The organism is Nocardia puris, from assembly GCF_036051655.1.
GTDB lineage: Bacteria > Actinomycetota > Actinomycetes > Mycobacteriales > Mycobacteriaceae > Nocardia > Nocardia puris.
Map to the genome: position 1 here is coordinate 208,597 of NZ_CP107943.1, position 17,408 is coordinate 226,004.

The 17,408-nt window shown below is 69.4% G+C and carries 18 protein-coding genes; 11 read left to right on the forward strand and 7 right to left on the reverse strand.

Annotation, left to right across the window (positions count from 1 at the left end; genetic code table 11):
- Positions 1-2 precede the first annotated feature (2 nt).
- Together hydA and OHB21_RS00825 are read right to left on the reverse strand one after the other, a co-directional pair.
- Positions 3-1,424 carry a dihydropyrimidinase gene (gene hydA / locus OHB21_RS00820; RefSeq protein ID WP_195125669.1) on the reverse strand — a complete coding sequence of 474 codons (1,422 nt, stop codon included), beginning with the start codon at positions 1,422-1,424 and terminating at the stop codon, positions 3-5.
- 16 nt (positions 1,425-1,440) lie between these two features.
- On the reverse strand, positions 1,441-2,289 hold the full coding sequence (locus tag OHB21_RS00825) for a nitrilase-related carbon-nitrogen hydrolase (protein WP_067508626.1): 849 nt from the start codon (positions 2,287-2,289) through the stop codon (positions 1,441-1,443).
- Between the two features lie 112 nt (positions 2,290-2,401).
- On the opposite strand from OHB21_RS00825, the gene OHB21_RS00830 reads away from it, so the two are divergent.
- The 4 genes from OHB21_RS00830 to OHB21_RS00845 all read left to right on the forward strand — a co-directional run bounded on the left by OHB21_RS00830 (position 2,402) and on the right by OHB21_RS00845 (position 5,569).
- Positions 2,402-3,760, forward strand: coding sequence for an aminotransferase-like domain-containing protein (locus OHB21_RS00830; RefSeq protein ID WP_067508628.1), 1,359 nt, complete (start codon positions 2,402-2,404; stop codon positions 3,758-3,760).
- Between the two features lie 23 nt (positions 3,761-3,783).
- The gene (locus tag OHB21_RS00835; protein ID WP_067508781.1) at positions 3,784-4,419 is read left to right on the forward strand and encodes an AAA family ATPase; all 636 of its coding nucleotides are present in this window, start codon (positions 3,784-3,786) and stop codon (positions 4,417-4,419) included.
- A gap of 572 nt (positions 4,420-4,991) precedes the next feature.
- Complete coding sequence (locus OHB21_RS00840; protein ID WP_147265942.1) at positions 4,992-5,180, forward strand: CopG family transcriptional regulator; 189 nt, start codon at positions 4,992-4,994, stop codon at positions 5,178-5,180.
- Positions 5,177-5,569, forward strand: a complete 393-nt coding sequence (locus OHB21_RS00845; protein ID WP_067508632.1) for a type II toxin-antitoxin system death-on-curing family toxin — start codon at positions 5,177-5,179, stop codon at positions 5,567-5,569. The genes OHB21_RS00840 and OHB21_RS00845 overlap by 4 nt, the downstream gene beginning before the upstream one ends.
- Positions 5,570-5,696: 127 nt before the next feature.
- Here the strand turns inward: OHB21_RS00845 and OHB21_RS00850 are convergent, their stop codons facing one another.
- From OHB21_RS00850 to OHB21_RS00865, 4 genes are all read right to left on the reverse strand, one after another.
- A complete protein-coding gene (locus OHB21_RS00850) occupies positions 5,697-6,518 on the reverse strand; it encodes a metal ABC transporter permease (RefSeq protein WP_067508783.1) in 822 nt (273 codons plus the stop codon).
- A 50-nt stretch (positions 6,519-6,568) separates the two neighbouring features.
- A complete protein-coding gene (locus tag OHB21_RS00855) occupies positions 6,569-7,318 on the reverse strand; it encodes a metal ABC transporter ATP-binding protein (protein ID WP_067508634.1) in 750 nt (249 codons plus the stop codon).
- Positions 7,315-8,250 (reverse strand): metal ABC transporter substrate-binding protein, encoded by a 936-nt coding sequence (locus OHB21_RS00860; protein ID WP_195125668.1) that lies wholly within the window; start codon positions 8,248-8,250, stop codon positions 7,315-7,317. The genes OHB21_RS00855 and OHB21_RS00860 overlap by 4 nt, the downstream gene beginning before the upstream one ends.
- A 63-nt stretch (positions 8,251-8,313) precedes the next feature.
- Complete coding sequence (locus OHB21_RS00865; protein WP_195125667.1) at positions 8,314-9,324, reverse strand: methyltransferase; 1,011 nt, start codon at positions 9,322-9,324, stop codon at positions 8,314-8,316.
- A 57-nt stretch (positions 9,325-9,381) separates the two neighbouring features.
- Between OHB21_RS00865 and OHB21_RS00870 the strand changes: the two genes are divergently transcribed.
- From OHB21_RS00870 to OHB21_RS00885, 4 genes are all read left to right on the forward strand, one after another.
- A complete protein-coding gene (locus OHB21_RS00870; RefSeq protein ID WP_195125666.1) occupies positions 9,382-9,858 on the forward strand; it encodes a MarR family winged helix-turn-helix transcriptional regulator in 477 nt (158 codons plus the stop codon).
- A 171-nt stretch (positions 9,859-10,029) separates the two neighbouring features.
- Positions 10,030-10,329 (forward strand): ArsR/SmtB family transcription factor, encoded by a 300-nt coding sequence (locus tag OHB21_RS00875; RefSeq protein ID WP_067508638.1) that lies wholly within the window; start codon positions 10,030-10,032, stop codon positions 10,327-10,329.
- A gap of 93 nt (positions 10,330-10,422) precedes the next feature.
- On the forward strand, positions 10,423-12,246 hold the full coding sequence (locus tag OHB21_RS00880; protein WP_195125665.1) for a phosphoenolpyruvate carboxykinase (GTP): 1,824 nt from the start codon (positions 10,423-10,425) through the stop codon (positions 12,244-12,246).
- Positions 12,243-13,886 carry a SulP family inorganic anion transporter gene (locus tag OHB21_RS00885; RefSeq protein ID WP_195125664.1) on the forward strand — a complete coding sequence of 548 codons (1,644 nt, stop codon included), beginning with the start codon at positions 12,243-12,245 and terminating at the stop codon, positions 13,884-13,886. The genes OHB21_RS00880 and OHB21_RS00885 overlap by 4 nt, the downstream gene beginning before the upstream one ends.
- 6 nt (positions 13,887-13,892) lie before the next feature.
- Here OHB21_RS00885 and OHB21_RS00890 read toward each other — a convergent pair whose 3' ends face one another.
- Entirely contained in the window at positions 13,893-14,474 is a 582-nt protein-coding gene (locus OHB21_RS00890) for a TerD family protein (protein ID WP_067508644.1), read from the reverse strand.
- A gap of 178 nt (positions 14,475-14,652) precedes the next feature.
- Here OHB21_RS00890 and OHB21_RS00895 point away from each other — a divergent pair, with 178 nt between their 5' ends.
- The 3 genes from OHB21_RS00895 (at position 14,653) to OHB21_RS00905 (ending at position 17,406) form a co-directional block, all read left to right on the forward strand.
- On the forward strand, positions 14,653-15,306 hold the full coding sequence (locus OHB21_RS00895) for a hypothetical protein (protein ID WP_228791180.1): 654 nt from the start codon (positions 14,653-14,655) through the stop codon (positions 15,304-15,306).
- Positions 15,307-15,387: 81 nt separating this feature from the next.
- Positions 15,388-16,143 carry a glycosyltransferase family 2 protein gene (locus OHB21_RS00900; protein ID WP_228791178.1) on the forward strand — a complete coding sequence of 252 codons (756 nt, stop codon included), beginning with the start codon at positions 15,388-15,390 and terminating at the stop codon, positions 16,141-16,143.
- Positions 16,144-16,296: 153 nt separating this feature from the next.
- Complete coding sequence (locus OHB21_RS00905; RefSeq protein WP_195125663.1) at positions 16,297-17,406, forward strand: TerD family protein; 1,110 nt, start codon at positions 16,297-16,299, stop codon at positions 17,404-17,406.
- The last annotated feature ends 2 nt before the right edge of the window (positions 17,407-17,408 follow it).

The following is a 17,408-nucleotide window of genomic DNA, read 5'->3' on the forward strand; positions in this document are numbered from 1 at the left end:
CCTCAGATCAGGTACTGACAGGGGTCGCGGCGCACGAACTGCCCGTCGCCTTTGGCGCCCCGGTATTCGCCGTCGGACACCACGACCTTGCCGCGGGCGAGCACCACGTCGACGTGCCCGTCGATCTCGTAGCCCTCCCAGGCCGAATGGTCCATGTTCATGTGGTGGGTCTTGCCGAGGCCGATCGAGGTGTGGCCGTTCGGGTCGTAGACCACGATGTCGGCGTCCGCGCCCGGGGCGAGCACACCCTTGCGGCCGTAGAGGCCGAACATCCGCGCCGGGGTGGTGGAGGTGATCTCCACCCAGCGCTCCAAGGTGATCCGCCCGTCCACCACGCCCTGGTACATCAGGTCCATCCGGTGTTCCACGGTGCCGATTCCGTTGGGAATCTTGGAGAAATCGCCGAGCCCCATGTCCTTCTGCCCCTTCATGCAGAACGGACAGTGATCGGTGGACACCATCTGCAAGTCGTTGGTGCGCAACGCCTGCCACACCTGATCCTGGTGCTCCTCCTGCCGCGACCGCAGCGGTGTCGAGCAGACCCACTTCGCGCCCTCGAAACCCGCCGCGCCGAGGTTGTCCTCCAGCGAGAGGTACAGGTACTGCGGGCAGGTCTCGCCGAACACGTTGCGGCCGCGATCGCGCGCCGCGGCCAGTTGCGCCACAGCCTGTTTCGCCGACACGTGCACCACGTACAGCGGCGCGCCGGTGAGGTCGGCGAGCATGATCGCGCGGTGCGTGGCCTCCTCCTCGAGCTGCCAGGCGCGGGCGATGCCGTGGTAGTACGGCGCGGTCTTGCCCTCGGCCAGCAGCTGTTCGACGAGCACGTCGATGGCGGGGCCGTTCTCGGCGTGCATCATGGTGAGCAGGCCGGTGTCGGCGCCGGTCTGCATGGCGCGCAGGATCTGCGCGTCGTCGCTGTAGAAGACGCCGGGGTAGGCCATGAACAGCTTGAAGCTGGTGATGCCCTCGTCGGGCAGTCGGCGCAGCGCGGCCAGGGATTCGGCGTTCACGTCGCCGATGATCTGGTGGAACGAGTAGTCGATGGCGCACTGCCCGTCGGCCATCTTGTGCCAGGTCTCCAGCGAATCCTGCACGCGCTCACCGAACTTCTGCACGGCGAAGTCGATGATGGTGGTGGTGCCGCCCCACGCCGCCGCCCTGGTGCCGGTCTCGAAGTCGTCGGAAGCCGTTGTCCCGCCGAACGGCATGGACATGTGCGTGTGCGCGTCGATGCCGCCGGGGATGACGTACTTGCCGGTCGCGTCGACGACCGTGTCGACCGTCTCGGCGAGGTTCGCGCCGAGCACCGTACTGCCCGGTTCGAGCAGGGCGACGATGCGTTCGCCGTCCACCAGCACGTCGGCCGCGCCGCGGCCGGTGGCCGAGACCACGGTGCCGCCGGTGATCAAAGTCGTTGCCATGCGCACCTCCTCGTGCTCAGGGCGCCACGATGGCGTCGTAGGAATCCGGGCGGCGGTCGCGGTAGAACTGCCAGTCGCCGCGCACCTCCCGCACCAGGTCCAGGTCGATATCGCGGATCACCAGCTCGTCGGTGTCGGTGGAAGCCACCGCGCCCACGTAGTTGCCGCGCGGGTCCACGAAATACGAACTGCCGTAGAAGGTCACCGCGTCGTCGCCGAACTCGTCGGTCTCGGTGCCGATCCGGTTGTTCGCGGCGACGTAGTACTGGTTGGCGGCCGCCGCGGCGGGCTGTTCCAGTTCCCAGAGCCGGTTGGACAGGCCGGGTTTGGTGGCCGACGGGTTGAACACCAGTTCGGCGCCGCCCAATCCGTACGCGCGCCAGCCCTCCGGGAAGTGCCGGTCGTAGCAGATGTAGACGCCGATCTTGCCGACGGCGGTGTCGAACACCGGGTAGCCGAGGTTGCCGGGGCGGAAGTAGAACTTCTCCCAGAAGCTGGGCAGGTGCGGAATGTGGTGCTTGCGGTATTTGCCCAGGTAGCTGCCGTCTGCGTCGATCACCGCGGCGGTGTTGTACAGCACGCCGGGCTGGTCCTCCTCGTACACCGGGAGCACGATCACCATCCGGTGCGCGCGGGCCAGTTCGGCGAATCGCTCGGTGGTGGGCCCCGGCACGGACTCGGCGTACTCGTAGTACTTCTTGTCCTGCACGTTGCCGAAGTAGGGCCCGTAGAACAGTTCCTGGAAGCAGATCACCTGCACGCCCGCGGCGGCGGCCTCTTCGACGAACCCCTCGTGCTTGGCGATCATCGACTTCTTGTCGCCGGTCCACGTCGCCTGGGTGATGGCGGCCTTGATTGTCGTCACCTGTCGATCTCCCTACCGAAGTTTGATTATGTTATCTTCGACGGTAAACATTTCCTGAATATTTCAGTCGGTGCCGGAAGTGTAAATCTCGCGGCGTGATCGAGAAGTGAAAATGAGCGACCGGATTCAGATCGATGACCCCACCCCCGCCGGGATCGCGGGCGCCATCGCGCGCCTCATCACCAGCGGCGAGCTGCGGGCGGGCGACCGTCTGCCCACCGTGCGGGAGCTTTCCAGCAGGCTGGGAGTCAGTCCCGCCACCGTCAGCCACGGCTGGCGGGCGCTGGCGCAGGCCGGCCTCGTCGTATCGCGGGGTCGCAGCGGCACATTCGTGGCCGAGGGCGGCGCGCGGCCCGCGGCGTCCCGGACCGACGGGATGACCCGGGGCGCCACCACGGCGCGACTGGACCTCTCGCTCGGCACGCCCGATCCCGTGCTGCTGCCCGAGATCGGGTCGATCCTGTCCCGGCTCGCCCTGGGTGCGGAGACCACCGACTATCACCAGGCGCCCGTGGTGCCGGAGCTCGGGCGGCTGTTGCAGGCCGACTGGCCGACCGGGTCGGGCGCGCTCACCGTGGTGGACGGGGCGATGGACGCGGTGGCGCGCAGCCTGCACGCGGTGGTGCGGTTCGGCGACCGGGTGATCGTCGAGGACCCGACCTTTCCCTACATCCTGGACTATCTGGATTCCATTGGCGCGCAGACTGTTCCGGTGCGGATGGACGGCGAGGGCGTGCTGCCCGCCGAGTTCGCCCGCGCGCTGGCGACCGGGGCCACGGCGGCGGTGCTGCAACCGCGCGCGCAGAATCCGACCGGGGCGTCCATGAGCGCGGAGCGCGCGGCGGAACTGGTGGAAGTGCTACGGCGCAGCGAACATCGGTGCATGGTGATCGAGGACGATCACTCCGGGCCCGTCGTCCCCGCCGAGGACATCAGCCTCGGGCGCTGGGTGCCGGACCGGGTGCTGCACGTGCGCAGCTACTCCAAATCGCATGGGCCCGATCTACGGATCGCGGCGCTGTCGGGGCCGGAGGAGATCATCGACCGCATCGTCGCCACCCGCATGCTCGGCCCCGGGTGGACGCCCCGCATCCTGCAACGCCTCCTGCACGAGATGCTGCGCGACGAAACCGTCACCCGCACCGTCGAATTCGCCCGTGACCAGTATCAGGCGCGCCGCCGCGCCCTCGCCGACGGGTTGCGCGAGCGCGGTGTGCGCATCGCCGACGGGCAGGGACTCAACGCCTGGGTGCCCGTCGCCGACGAACGCACCGCCCTGGTTCACTTGGCGGCCAACGGAATTCGCGTCGCCCCCGGCGGGCCGTTCTTCGTCGCCGACCGCGGGCACCCCGAAGCCGTGCGCGTGACGATCGCGCCGCTGTCGGAGGGGGTCGAGGAAGTGGCGTCGGTGCTGGCGTTGGCGGCGCGGCCCCGGCAGTCGGAGTACTTCTCGCTGGGGCGGGAAGGGTAGGGGGCGCCGGTACCGTGGTGCGCATGCTGTTGTGGATCAACGGGCCTTTCGGTGGAGGGAAGACGCAGACCGCGTTCGAGCTGCACAGCCGGTTGCCGGGGAGCGTGGTGTGCGATCCCGAGGAGGTGGGCTACGGGTTGCATCGCACGATGCCGCCGGCCCTGCGGCGCGACTTCCAGGACTACCCGAGCTGGCGGCAAGGTGTGTTCGAGGTGCTCGATCACGTGGTCCGGGCGCACGACGGGGTGGTGATCGCGCCGATGACGGTGGCGAATCCGCAGTATTTCGCGGAGACGGTGGGCCGGCTGCGGGACGCGGGCAACGAGGTCCACCACTTCGCGTTGCTCGCCGACCGGGAGACGGTGATCGAGCGGTTGCGCGACCGAGGTCTCGGACTCGCGCCGGTGCTGAAGGCGGTCGGGCAGGCCGATCTCCTGCTGCGTCGCGAACAGTTCGCCGTCGACAAGCTCGACTACTGCCTCGAGCGGTTGAGCGCACCCGAATTCGCCGAGCACATCCGGACCGACACCACCCCGGTCCCGGCAGTGGCGGAACGCATCGCAGAGTCGGCCGGCTTGCGGCTGGAGCCCCGCGACGACAACCCGGTCCGCGCCAAACTCCGCCGGGTGGGGGTCACGCTCCGCCACACGTTTCGCTGAGTCTCCCGGCACTCACCGGAGTTCCTTGGCGAGAATGGTTCCGCCGCAACATCATCGGGCCATGGCGGAACACCGCTCGAGGTCCGTGCGAACGGACCGATGCCGAGCAACGTCGGCACCGCGAACAGGTGCGGGCCGAGTTTCGCTTCGCCGTCGCCGAGCACCGCGAACTGCTCGACCAGCTCGCGTGAGCCGCGTCGTCGTCCGACAGGGGCCGCGGGCGAGCCGCGCTCGGATTCGCTCCGGGGGCGAACCGGTCCGGAACGAACTGACACAACGGACGACTCGTCGTCGGTCGAACGCCGCGCCGCTCCCTCTGATCAACGCGGCGGAACGTATCGCATCCGACGACGGATCAGTTCGACGACCGTGAAGGCGTCATCGACCGCGGGCACCCCGAAGCCGTGCGCGTGACGATCGCGCCGCTGTCGGAGGGGGTCGAGGAAGTGGCGTCGGTGCTGGCGTTGGCGGCGCGGCCCCGGCAGTCGGAGTACTTCTCGCTGGGGCGGGAAGGGTAGGGGACCTGAGGGCACCCTCCGTCGGTAGCGTGACGAACTCGGACCGCTATGAACTTGCGGCTGACCGACCAGAATGAAACCGACCTGCGCGAACAAGCGGAGGCCGAGGGGCGCCGCATGAACACCATCGCCAACGCGGCCATCGCCGAGTACGTGCGACGCCGGCGCCATCGTGAGTCGGTTCGAGCCGAGATCGCGTTCGCCGTTGCCGAGCACCGCGAACTGCTGGACAAGCTGAAGTGAGCGACGTCCGCTATCTCGACATCGAGGATGTGCTGGAGATCGCGTACGTCGTCACCGAAGGGTCGGCCGTCGTGCGCGACCCGGGGCTTCTCCAGGCACACGTGTTCCGTTATCGCACAACAGTGTTCGGCCAAGACGCATATCCGGGCCTGTTCGACAAGGCGGCGGCGCTGCTGGAGTCGCTGGCCCGCAATCACGCGCTGATCGACGGAAACAAGCGAACCGCGTGGACGTCGGCAGTCGTGTTCTTGGGTCTGAACGGCTTTCGAATCACGCTCGAGAACGCACCCGTACTAGAGACCTACACCTTCGTCAACGCCGTCGCGATGGGCGAGCTCGACCTGAAACAGTCGGCGACGACACTCATGAAGTTCGCCGGACCAGCCTGACAACTCGGTCCTCATTCACGGTCGGACACCGCACCCTACCCACGTCGGGGCGCTACGCGGCTATCGCCGACTGGTTCGGATCACGATCAGCGTCGCGATGGCCGGTCATACGAACGAACCCGGTTTGTCACGCGGGCGCGGGCGTGCGGCGGCGGGTGGTGAGGCGGCGGCCGATGATTCCTTGGCGGGGGGCGAAGAGGTAGGCGAGGGTGAAGGCGATGCCTTGGACGACGACGACCATGCCGCCGGGGGCGGTGTCGAGGTGGTAGCTGATGTAGAGGCCGGCGACCGAGCACACCGCCGAGATGGTGGGGGCGATGAGGAGCATGCGACCGAAACGGTCGGTGAGCAGGTACGCGGTGGCGCCGGGGATGATGAGCATGGCGACCACCAGGATCACGCCGACCGCTTGCAGGGCCAGCACGGCGGTGAGCGCGAGCAGCCCGAGCAGGGCCGCGCCGAGGAGCTTCGGGCGCAGGCCGATGGCGTGGGCGTGCGTGGCGTCGAAGGCGTAGAGGGTGAAATCGCGGCGTTTGAGGATCAGCGCCGCCAGCACCATGGCGGCGAGGATGAGGATCTGCACCAGTTCGCCGCGGCTCACGCCGAGCAGGTTCCCGAAGATGATGTGGTTGAGATCGGTGTTGCTCGGCGTCACCGACACCAGCACCAACCCGAACGCGAACAGCGTCGTGAAGACGATGCCGATGGCTGCGTCCTCCTTCACTCGGCTGGTGTCGCGCACCACCCCGATCAGCGCGACCGCGAGGAACCCGAAGATCACCGCGCCGATCGCGAACGGCGCCCCCACGATGTAGGCGAGCACCACGCCCGGCAACACCGCGTGCGACACCGCGTCACCCATCAGCGACCAGCCGATGAGCACCAGCCAGCACGAGAGCGCCGCGCACACCACGGCCGTGGTGACGGTGGTGGCCAGCGCCCGCACCATGAAGTCGTAGCGCAGCGGATCGAGGAACAGTTCGGCGAAAGTCACCGCGCTCACCCGGCTTTCGCGAACGTATCGCGGTCGTCGCCGTCCAGGCCGAACGCCAGCGCCAGGTTCTCCGGGCGCAGCACCTCGTGCGGGTCACCGTGCTTGAGCACGCGCCGCATCAAAAGCACTGCCTCGTCGGCCAATTGGGGCAGGGCGTGCAGGTCGTGCGTGGAGATCAGAATGGACACACCGGAATCGGCGAGCTCGCGCAGCAGCGTGCTGATGGTGCGCTCGGACCGCTTGTCCACGCCGGCGAACGGCTCGTCCAGCAGCAGGATCGTGGCGCCCTGGGCGATGCCGCGCGCCACGAAAGCGCGCTTGCGCTGCCCGCCGGAGAGCTGCCCGATCTGCCGCTCGGCGAGGTCGGTCAGCTCGACCCGCGCGAGCGCCTCGGCCACCGCCTCCTTGTCGGCGCGGCGCGGGCGGCGGGTGAACCCCATGTGCCCGTAGCGGCCGGTCATCACCACATCGCGCACGGTGAGCGGGAAGTTCCAGTCCACGTCCTCGCTCTGCGGCACGTAGCCGAGCACGCCGGCCTTGCGCGCGTCGGCGGGCGAACCGCCGTCCACCCGCACCGTGCCGCGATCGGGGCGCACCAGCCCCATGATGGTCTTGAACAGCGTCGACTTGCCGGAGCCGTTCATGCCGATCAGCCCGCAGACCCGGCCGGGACGCAGCGTGAGATCGACGCCGTCGAGGGCGAGCACGTCACCGTAATGCACGGTGACGCCCTGGATCTCGATACTCGGGTTCATAGCGTGGCTCCCGTCAGCGCCGTCGCGATGGTCTTGGCGTCGTGGCGCAGCAGCTCGAGGTAGGTCGGCACCGGCCCGTCGGCCTCCGACAGCGAATCCACGTACAGCACACCGCCGAACCGCGCCCCGGTCGCCTCGACCACGCGCTGCATCGGGGCGTCGGACACGGTCGACTCGCAGAACACGGCCGGCACCCGGTTGGCGCGCACGAAGTCGATGGCCGAGGTGATCTGCTGCGGGGTGGCCTGCTGTTCGGCGTTGACCGCCCAGATGTACTTCTCGGTGAGGCCGGCGTCGCGGGCCAGGTAGGAGAACGCGCCCTCGCAGGTCACCAGCGCGCGCTCGTTGGCGGGCAGGGCCGACAGGGTGCCGGTCAGCTCGTCGTGGATCTGCTGCAACTGCACCTTGTAGGCCTCGCCGTTGGCGCGGAACGCCTCGGCGTGGTCGGGGGCCAGGTCGGCGAAGGCGCGGACCATGTTGTCGACGTAGATCTGCACATTCAGCGGCGACATCCACGCGTGCGGGTTCGGCTTGCCCGCGTAGGCGTCCTCGGCGATGGAGATGGGCGTGACGCCCTCGGTCACCACCACGTGCGGCACGTCCAGATCGGCGACGAACTGCCCGAACCACGCCTCCAGGTTGAGCCCGTTGTCGAGGATGAGGTCGGCCGTGGACGCCTTGCGGATATCGCCCGGCGTCGGTTCGTAGCCGTGAATCTCCGCGCCCACCTTGGTGATCGACTCCACCGCGAGGTGCTCCCCCGCCACGTTGCGCGCGATATCGGCCAGCACCGTGAACGTGGTGAGCACGACCGGCTTGTCGTTCGCTCCGCGCGACTCCCCGCAGGCGGTCGCCGTACACACCACCCCTACCGCGACGAGCAGGGGTATGAACACGCGCACGGGCGACCACCGGTGGAGCCAAACCTTCATAGTTACGAATAGTAAAGTTCGGTTCACCTAAATCTCAAGTGTCGAGTTGCGAAGAACACCCGGTCAACGCGGCATCGCGAGCAGAATCGAGAACCGGTCGCCGCACGGCAACGCCTGGTCGAGGCCGAATCCGGCGGCGGCGAGCAGGCCCGACCACTGAGCCCGCGTCCGATCCGCCCCGCCAGCTATGACGAGCATCTCGATGTCGTCGAACTTCGAGTAGTGCCGACCGTCGCCGGGCGGGATGACCGTCTCGATCACCAGCAGCGGTGCGCCGTCGGGGATCGCGGACCGGATCACCCGCAACGCCTCGACCACGCGGTCGTCGGGGAAGTTGTGCAGGCAACTCTTGATCAGGTATGCGTCCGCGCGCGGCACCCCGACAAAGAAGTCGCCAGGCACGATGTCCACGCGCTCTTCCAAACCCGCTGCCGCCAAATATTTTTCGGCGCACTCCGCCACCTCGGGCAGTTCGAGCAGCACGCCGCGCACACCGGGATTCGCCCCGAGTACGGCGCCGAGCAACGCGCCGGTGCCGCCGCCGATGTCGGCCACGGTGGCGTAGGGCGAGAAGTCGAAGGCGTGCGGTACCGAGCGGATGGCCTCGGCGTGGAAGGCCGCCGCCGCGGACCCGAACACCCGCGCGTGCTCGGGATGGTCGCGCAGGTAGTCGTAGATCGTGGTGCCGAAATGCAGGTCGAACGCGGGCTCCCCGGTGGTGACGCTGTGCCGGATCCGCGCGTACGGCGACCAGAACGGATCCATCGCGAACATGATCGCGGCGGCGCGCAGCGAGCCCGGCACGTCGGCCCGCAGGCATTCCGACAGCGCGGTGGGACCGTAGCGGGTGTCGCCGTCGGCGCTGACGACGCCGATGCTCGCCGCTGCCCGCAACAGCCGGTGCAGCGAATTCTCGTGCGTTCCCGATGATTTCGCCAGCTCGGCCACCTCGACCGGACCGTCGGCCACCAGGTCGGCGATCCCGAGTTCGGCCACCGCCCCGATGACCGGCACCACCCATTTGCCCGCCAGCAATACCCCCAGTTGTTCCCTGGCGCCCTGTTCGACGATCACGAGCCACTCCTCACAGTCAGGTTTCCTGACCAGCTACGGTAAGGTAGCCTGACTCGGGTGTCAATCGAAGACAGCACCCCCGCGCCGGGCAGGCGCTTCGGACTGCTGCGTGTGGCGTTCGACCAGGCCCTGGCCGCCATCCACGCCGAGATCGCGCCGCGCCATCCCGACCTGCGTCCCGCCCACCTGCAACTGTTCCGCTTCGGCGGCATCGACGGCTCGCACACCGCCGAACTCGCCGCGCACGCGGGCATGACGAAGCAGTCCATGCACGAACTCGTCACCCACCTCGAAGGCCACGGCTACCTGCTCCGCGCCCCCGGCGCGGGCGGCCGCGCCAAACTCATCCGGCTCACCCCGGCGGGCCGCGACCTGGAACGCGATATCCACCGCGCCGTCGCCCACGTACTCGAGGACTGGCAGCACCGCCTCGGCCCCGACCGCTACGACCAGCTGTGGGCCACCCTGGCCGACCTCACCGGCCGCACCGAACCGCCGCCGACCCTTTCGGAGATCCGCGCCCACCGCCCGTGAGCGCACCCGGCTCCAGGTGTGCCTCGGTACCGTCTTCGGTCACCTGCGAACGACACCGATTGCGCTGATTGCTAAACTCTGCAACCAGCGTGGTCCGGTGATCACCGGGCGCGCACGCGAGTGGGAAAGGGAGTGGCGCGGGTGCCCGGATCGAGCAGGCCGCTCTATCAGATGAAGGCCGACTTCTTCAAGACGCTCGGCCATCCCGTGCGCATCCGGGTGCTCGAGCTGCTGAGCCAGCGCGAGCACGCGGTGTCGGAACTGCTCGGGGAGATCGAGGTGGAGGCGGCCAATCTGTCGCAGCAACTGTCGATCCTGCGGCGGGCCGGACTGGTCACCGCGCGGCGCGAGGGACTGTCGGTCACCTACGAACTCACCTCCCCCGAGGTCGCGCAACTGCTGGCGACGGCGCGGGCGATCCTGACGGGCGTCGTCGCGGGACAAGCCGAGGCACTGGAAAACACGGCCTGACCCCCTCCGAGAGCGCACCAAGACCCTCGCACGCAGGCTGTTTGCAGACTTTCTAAACTGAATATCTGGCAAGTTCACAGAAGGAGTGATGCCGTGTCCGACCGCAGCGCCGAAGCGACCGCCCCGACCCGCAGCGCCGCCGTGCTGTCCTGGGTCGCCGAGGTCGCCGAACTGACCGCACCGGAGCGGGTCGTGTTCTGCGACGGCTCCCGCGCGGAATGGGACCGGCTGACCGGGCTCCTGGTGGAGAAGGGCACCCTGGTGCCGCTCACCGCCAAGCCGAATTCGTTCTGGTGCGTCTCCGACCCCGACGATGTGGCCCGGGTGGAGGACCGCACGTTCCTCTGCTCGACCGACCCGAACGACGCGGGCCCGACGAACAACTGGGTCGACCCGGTGGACATGCGCACGGTGATGACCGAGCACTACCGGGGCGCGATGGCGGGCCGCACGATGTACGTGATCGCCTTCTGCATGGGCCCGCTCGATGCCGACGATCCGAAATACGGTGTGCAGATCACGGATTCGGAGTACGTGGCGGCGTCGATGCGGATCATGACCCGCTCCGGCGAGCCGGTGTGGGAGAAGCTCACCGACGCGGTCGATTTCGTGCGGTGCCTGCATTCGGTGGGCGCGCCGCTGGCGCCCGGCCATGCCGACGTGCCGTGGCCGTGCGACAAGACCAAGTACATCGCGCACTTCCCGGAGACGCGCACCATCTGGAGCTACGGTTCGGGCTACGGCGGCAACGCCCTGCTCGGCAAGAAGTGCTTCGCCCTGCGCATCGCCTCGGTGCTCGGCCGCGACGAGGGGTGGCTGGCCGAGCACATGCTGATCCTGAAACTCACCTCGCCGCAAGGGCGTACGCACTACATCGCGGCGGCATTCCCGTCTTCGTGCGGTAAGACCAACCTGGCCATGCTCGAGCCCGCGCTGCCCGGCTGGCGCGCTGAGACGATCGGCGACGACATCGCCTGGCTGCGCTTCGGCGCCGACGGCAGGCTCTACGCGGTGAATCCGGAGGCGGGCTTCTTCGGCGTCGCGCCGGGGACGAGCGCGAAGACGAACCCGAATGCGATAGCCACCATCGCCCTGGGCAATTCGATCTTCACCAACACCGCCCGCACCGACGACGGCGACGTGTGGTGGGAGGGCATGACCGACACTCCGCCCGCCCACCTGATCGACTGGCACGGGCGGGACTGGACCCCGGACTCGGGAAGACCCGCCGCCCATCCGAATTCGCGGTACTGCACGCCGATCGAGCAGTGCCCCTCGGTGGCGCCGGAATGGAACGATCCCACCGGGGTGCCGATCTCGGCGATCTTCTTCGGCGGCCGCCGCGCGAGCACCGTCCCGCTGGTCGCGGAGACCTTCGACTGGGAGCACGGCGTTTTCACCGCCTCGGTGCTGTCGTCGGAGACCACGGCCGCGGCGGCGGGCGCGGTGGGTGTGGTACGCCGCGACCCGATGGCGATGCTGCCGTTCCTCGGCTACCACGTGGGCGACTACTTCGCGCACTGGCTGCGGCTCGGCGCGGACGCCGACCCCGCGAAACTGCCGAAGATCTTCCAGGTCAACTGGTTCCGGCGCGGCGCGGCCGGTGAGTTCCTGTGGCCGGGCTTCGGGGACAACGTCCGGGTGCTGAAGTGGGCGCTCGCGCGGATCGAGGGCGAGGGCGAGGGCGTGCGCACGCCGATCGGCTGGGTGCCGCCCGTCGACGCGCTCGATCTGTCCGGATTACCGGACGGCGCAAGGGAACTCGCCGAGGCCGCGCTCGCCGTCGACACCGGGGAGTGGATCGCGGAGACCGCGTCGATCGACGAGTGGTACGCGACCATCGGCGGCAACCGGCTGCCCGACCGCTTGCGCGAACAGCTCGCCGCGCTGAAGCTGCGGCTGGCCGACGCGCGGTGAGCGCGCGGGACCTGCTGCCGCGGTGGTCCGATTGGCGGGCGGCCGTGCGCAAACCGGGTGCCGACCTGCTGTCGGGCCTGATCGTCGCGCTGGTCGCGCTGCCGCTGGCGCTCGGGTTCGGCATCTCGTCGGGTCTGGGTGCCGCGGCCGGGCTGGCCACCGCCGTGGTCGCGGGCGCGGTGGCGGCGGTGTTCGGCGGGTCGCGCTTCCAGGTGTCGGGCCCGACCGGCGCGATGACCGTGGTGCTGGTGCCGATCGTGCACCAGCACGGCGCGTCCGGCGTGCTGGCCGTCGGGCTGATCGCGGGCCTGGTCCTGATCGTGCTCGCGATCGCCGGCGTGGGGCGGGCCGTGCGGTACATGCCCGCCCCGGTGATCGAGGGGTTCACCGCGGGGATCGCGGTGGTGATCGCGCTACAGCAGTTCCCGGCGGCGCTGGGCGTCGCCGACGCGCACGGCGAGAAGGTGTGGCAGGCGGCCGCCGATGCGGTGTCGCGGTTCGCCGCCGACCCCGACCCACTGCCGCTGGTGACCGCGCTCGCGGTGGCGGCAGTGTTGCTGGTGGGTGGGCGGTACCTGCCCAAACTGCCGTTCGCGTTGCTCGCCGTCGTCGGCGCCACCGTGGTCGCGCAGGTGTTCGGGCTCCAGCTCGCACCGATCGGGGAGATACCGTCCGGATTGCCCGCTCCCACACTCGATTTCCTGCACTTCGATCAGCTCGGCGGGCTGATCGCGCCCGCGCTGGCCGTGGCCGCGCTCGCGGCGCTGGAATCGCTGCTCTCGGCGACGGCGGCGGACTCGATGGCGGTCGGCACTCGGCACGATCCGGACCGGGAACTGTTCGGGCAAGGTCTGGCGAACGTGGCGGCGCCGCTGTTCGGTGGCGTGCCCGCCACCGGCGCGATCGCGCGAACCGCGGTGAACGTCCGATCCGGGGCCCGCACCAGGCTTTCCGCGCTCACGCACGCCGCGGTGCTGGCGGGCATCGTGTACCTGGCGGCGCCGCTGGTCGCCGACATCCCCGTCGCCGCGCTGGCCGGTGTGCTGCTCGCGACGACGGTGCGGATGGTCGAGACCGCCTCGCTCGCCGCGATCGCGCGAGCCTCGCGCGGTGACGCGCTCATCATGGTCGTCACCTTCGGCGTCACGGTGGCACTGGACCTCGTGACGGCGGTGGCCGTCGGCGTCGGCTTCGCCGTGGTGCTCGCGCTGCGCTCGGTGGCGAAAGAGGCGGGGCTGCACCAGGTTCCGCTCGACGAGGACGACCACCTCGCCGAAGAGCGGTCCCTGCTGCACGACCACATCGTGGCCTACCGCATCGACGGCCCGCTGTTCTTCGCCACCGCGCACCGCTTCCTGCTGGAGCTGGCCGACGTGTCCGATGTGCGCGTGGTCATCCTGCGCATGGGGCACGTGACGGCGCTGGACACCACGGGCGCGCTCGTGCTCGAAGACGCCGTGCGCAAACTCGAGCACCGGCACATCACGGTGCTGATGTCGGGTCTGCGCGACCATCACCGCCGACGCCTCGCGGCGGTCGGGGCGCTGCCCGCGGGCGGTGACGCGCAGATCTTCGAGCACACGCCGGACGCGATCGACGCGGCGCACCGCGTACTCGCCGGCGGACTGGTGCCGGACTGAATCCCCTTATTCCATCGCGAAACGCAGCAGCGCCTGCTTGTCCCCCTGCTTGATCTTGCCCTTGCGGTTGAGCACCTCGAGCTGCCAGACGGCGCCGTTGCGGAAGGCGCGGGCGACCGCGTTGGCGTTCTCGTCGCCGAGCAGCGAGGGCCAGATGTCGGCCACCTGCTGGGAGCTGCCGCCGGAGGCGTCGTAGATCTTGAACGAGATGTTGTTCGCCTTCTCGAAGCTGGAACCCTTCTTGAAGGCGGCCGCGACGAAGACGATGGCGTCGATGCCGTCGGGCACGTTGGCCAGGGTGACGTGCACGGTCTCGTCGTCACCGGAGGCGGCGCCGGTCTGCTCGTCGCCGCTGTGCACGACCGAGCCGTTGCCGAGCGGGTCGAGCGAGTCGAGACCGGCGAAACGCACCGGTTCCGAGCCCTGCATGAGGATCGCGATGAGGTCGAGGTCCACGCCGCGCTTGCGCCGCGCCCAGCCGAGCGCACCGCCGCTCGTGCCACCGCTCGGGTCCCAGCTCACGCCGACGCTCAGCTTGGTGATGCCCGCGAGATCCGCCGCCCCGTCTTCTTTTCTGAGGGTAATCACGGAGCCGAGCGTACATGGGCTCGGTGAAGGCGGTGCGGGACAGGAGATTCCGCGAACCGGTGGTTAACGAATCGTCAATCCCGCTGGTGGACAGCGCAATCGCGCGAGCACCGAACGACGTTGCGCTACCGGTGGATACGGACAATTCGCACAGGGCCCGACCCATCGCGGGGCCGGTTTGCTGCTCACTCCTCGTCGTTGCCGCGCGCGTGCTGAGGTTGCGGGTGATGAGCCAGGAGCCGCCTGCGATCACCAGGGCGAACAAGAGCAGGCCGCCGCCGGGCTCGGCCATCAGGATCGCCCGGCCCTTCAGATCCAGGTTGCCGTTGAGCGTGATCTGGAGCGAGCCGACGGCGAACGCGATGACGGCGGCGAAGGTCGTGACCAGTTCGACCGAGCGCAACAGCGAGCGGCGCACATTGCCGACGAGGTCCTCGATCGTCCGCTCGTGGTGGTCCAGCCGTTCCTGGCGTTCGGCGTCGCGACGGGCGGTGGCGCGGCCCTGCAAGATCGCGGTGCGCTGCGACGTGAATTGCTCCAGCAGCAGTTGATGACTGCCCCGCCAGCCGATCGCGGGCAGCAGTTCCAGCGCGGTGTCGACCTGTTCGAGCGCGGGATCGTAATGGCCGCAGAGGAATTCACCCGTGGACAGACGCAGGTGGAACATGTGGTCGCGCGGGTGCTCGCGCACCGCCTCGGCGGCGCGGGTCCGCAACAGCTCACCCTGCCCCTCGAACGGCGTGCCCGGCGCGAGGCCGTTGAGTGCGACGTCGATCGCCTCGCGGGTGCGTTCGGGCGCCTGCCAGGCTCGCTCTGGTGCCTATGCGGGTAGAAGTGCTGACGGCGGTGCACGCCGCCTACGAGCGCTACCTCCCGACGCCTGGCGCTCCCTGGCCGCGCAGACCCACACCGATTGGCGCTGGCCGTCCAGGTGGACGGTGAACTCGACGGCATCCCCACCACGCTGTCCCGGTGCGGCGCGCTCGCCGATCCGCGGGTGTCGTTGTCCGCCAACGGGACCCGTGCGGGCGCGGCCGTCACCCGCAACGTGGCGCTGGGCCGCTCGTCCGCGCCGCTGATCCAGAATCTCGACGCCGACGACGAACTGGAGCCCACGGCACTGCGCACCCTGCTCACCGCGCTGCGCGACCATCCGGACGCCGGTTTCGCGGTCGGTCCGGCGCGGGATCTGCATGCCTCGGGCGCACTGCGGGAATTCCCGATCGCGTTGCCCGACGGGCCGATTCCGCGCGGCGCGCTGGTGGACGCGTGGATCACCGAACCGGATCGCTATCACGTGCCCGTGCATCCGGCCGGGGTGATGTGGCGGCGCGACCTGCTGCTCACCGTCGGCGGGTGGAGCGCGGCGCACGGAATGGAGGACACCGCACTGCTCATGGCGGCGTCGGCCTTGGCGCCCGGTGTGGTGGTGCGCGGTCCCACGTTGCGGTATCGGAAGCACCGCGCGCAGACATCCACGAAAGTCTCTGGCTTCGAGGGGGAGGGGGGCAGATTTCGCTTGTTCGCAGCCGAGTGGCACTTTTGCGAGCGGCTCCCCCGTGGCAGGCTTCGCCTCTCACCGCCGGTGAGTTCGCGGTCGAGTGACGCCGGGCGCCCTTTTCCCACCGGCGAGTTCGTGTCCGGCGCCCACATCGGCGGCACAGGCTGACTATCCTCGAACAGACAACCGTGTGCGAGGGTGTCGCGGGCCGGGTGGCCGGGATCGATGCCGGCGCACCGCGACAGGGTCCGGCGCGGGAGGACGCCGGGCGGACGGTATTCACAGGTCCGGGGGTGCCGGGCCCGAGCGGAGAAGGATCGCGTGCCTGAGGTTTCGGAGCAAACACGTTCGCTGACCACGCACGAACTGGTGGTGATCGCGCACAGCGGGGAGCCCGCGCACATCGTGGCGCTGTTCCGCAGCGACCACGACGCCGAATGCGACGAGGCGGGCACGGCGTGCGCCGAACCGCATACCGAGGATGTGCGGCGGGCCGACGCGCGCGGCGGGCAGCCGACCTCGCTCGCCATCCGGATGAATACGCTTGCACCGCAGGTGGTCTCGGTGCGGATCGTGGTGGCGCTGGACAACCCGCACCACGTGTTCTCCGACGCGGACCCGGTGGTGGTGGACGTGTTCGACGCGCTCGGCGCGAACGTGCTGAACCACCGGCTCACCGGCGTGAGCGGCGCGTCGGCCGCCGTGGCCGTGGAGCTGGAGCGCACCGAGAACGGCTGGCAGATCAGCGGGTTGAACGAGGGTCACCCCGCCGGGTTGGCCGGTGTGCTCGCCGAGAACCACCTGCGCGTCGGCGGACCGGTCGAGCACGTGCAGCCGGAGCAGGAACTGCTGCTCAGCGCGGATCACCCGCTGCCGCTGCTGGTGAACCAGACCGTGCGGCTGCGCACCGACGCCGGGACGGATCTGCAGTACCTGCGCATGGGCCTGGGCTGGGACCCGGTCCCCGGCGCGCAGGGCAGCGACCACGCCGACCTCGACGCCGCCGCGCTGATCTTCGACCGCGACCACTACCTGCTCGACGCCGTCTACTTCGCCCAGCTCACCTCGCGCGACGGCGCGATCCGGCACCTCGGCGACAGCCTCACCGGCATCGGCAAGGGCGAGAACGAGGTGATCTCGGTCGATCTCACCCGCGTGCATCACCAGGTGGCGACCATCGTCTTCGTCATCACCTCCTACCAGGGCCAGACCTTCGAGCGCATCCGGAACGCGTTCTGCCGCGTGGTCGACGGCGTGGACGACAAGGAGCTCGCGCACTTCGACCTCGCGGGCGACGGCACCCACACCGGCGTCATCGCGGCGAAGCTGTACCTGGCGCGCAGCGGATGGAAGCTCCAGGCGATCGGGCGCCCGATCGCCGCCACCCATCCCGGTGAGGCGGTCGCGCAGCTGGGCCCGTACCTGGCCTGAGA

Excerpts from the sequence above, each read along its gene's own strand:
- hydA (WP_195125669.1), bottom strand. The coding sequence starts at position 1,424 with ATGGCAACGACTTTGATCACCGGCGGCACCGTGGTCTCGGCCACCGGC.
- OHB21_RS00830 (WP_067508628.1), top strand. The coding sequence starts at position 2,402 with ATGAGCGACCGGATTCAGATCGATGACCCCACCCCCGCCGGGATCGCG.
- OHB21_RS00835 (WP_067508781.1), top strand. The coding sequence starts at position 3,784 with ATGCTGTTGTGGATCAACGGGCCTTTCGGTGGAGGGAAGACGCAGACC.
- OHB21_RS00850 (WP_067508783.1), bottom strand. The coding sequence starts at position 6,518 with ATGGTGCGGGCGCTGGCCACCACCGTCACCACGGCCGTGGTGTGCGCG.
- OHB21_RS00855 (WP_067508634.1), bottom strand. The coding sequence starts at position 7,318 with ATGAACCCGAGTATCGAGATCCAGGGCGTCACCGTGCATTACGGTGAC.
- OHB21_RS00860 (WP_195125668.1), bottom strand. The coding sequence starts at position 8,250 with ATGAAGGTTTGGCTCCACCGGTGGTCGCCCGTGCGCGTGTTCATACCC.
- OHB21_RS00875 (WP_067508638.1), top strand. The coding sequence starts at position 10,030 with ATGAAGGCCGACTTCTTCAAGACGCTCGGCCATCCCGTGCGCATCCGG.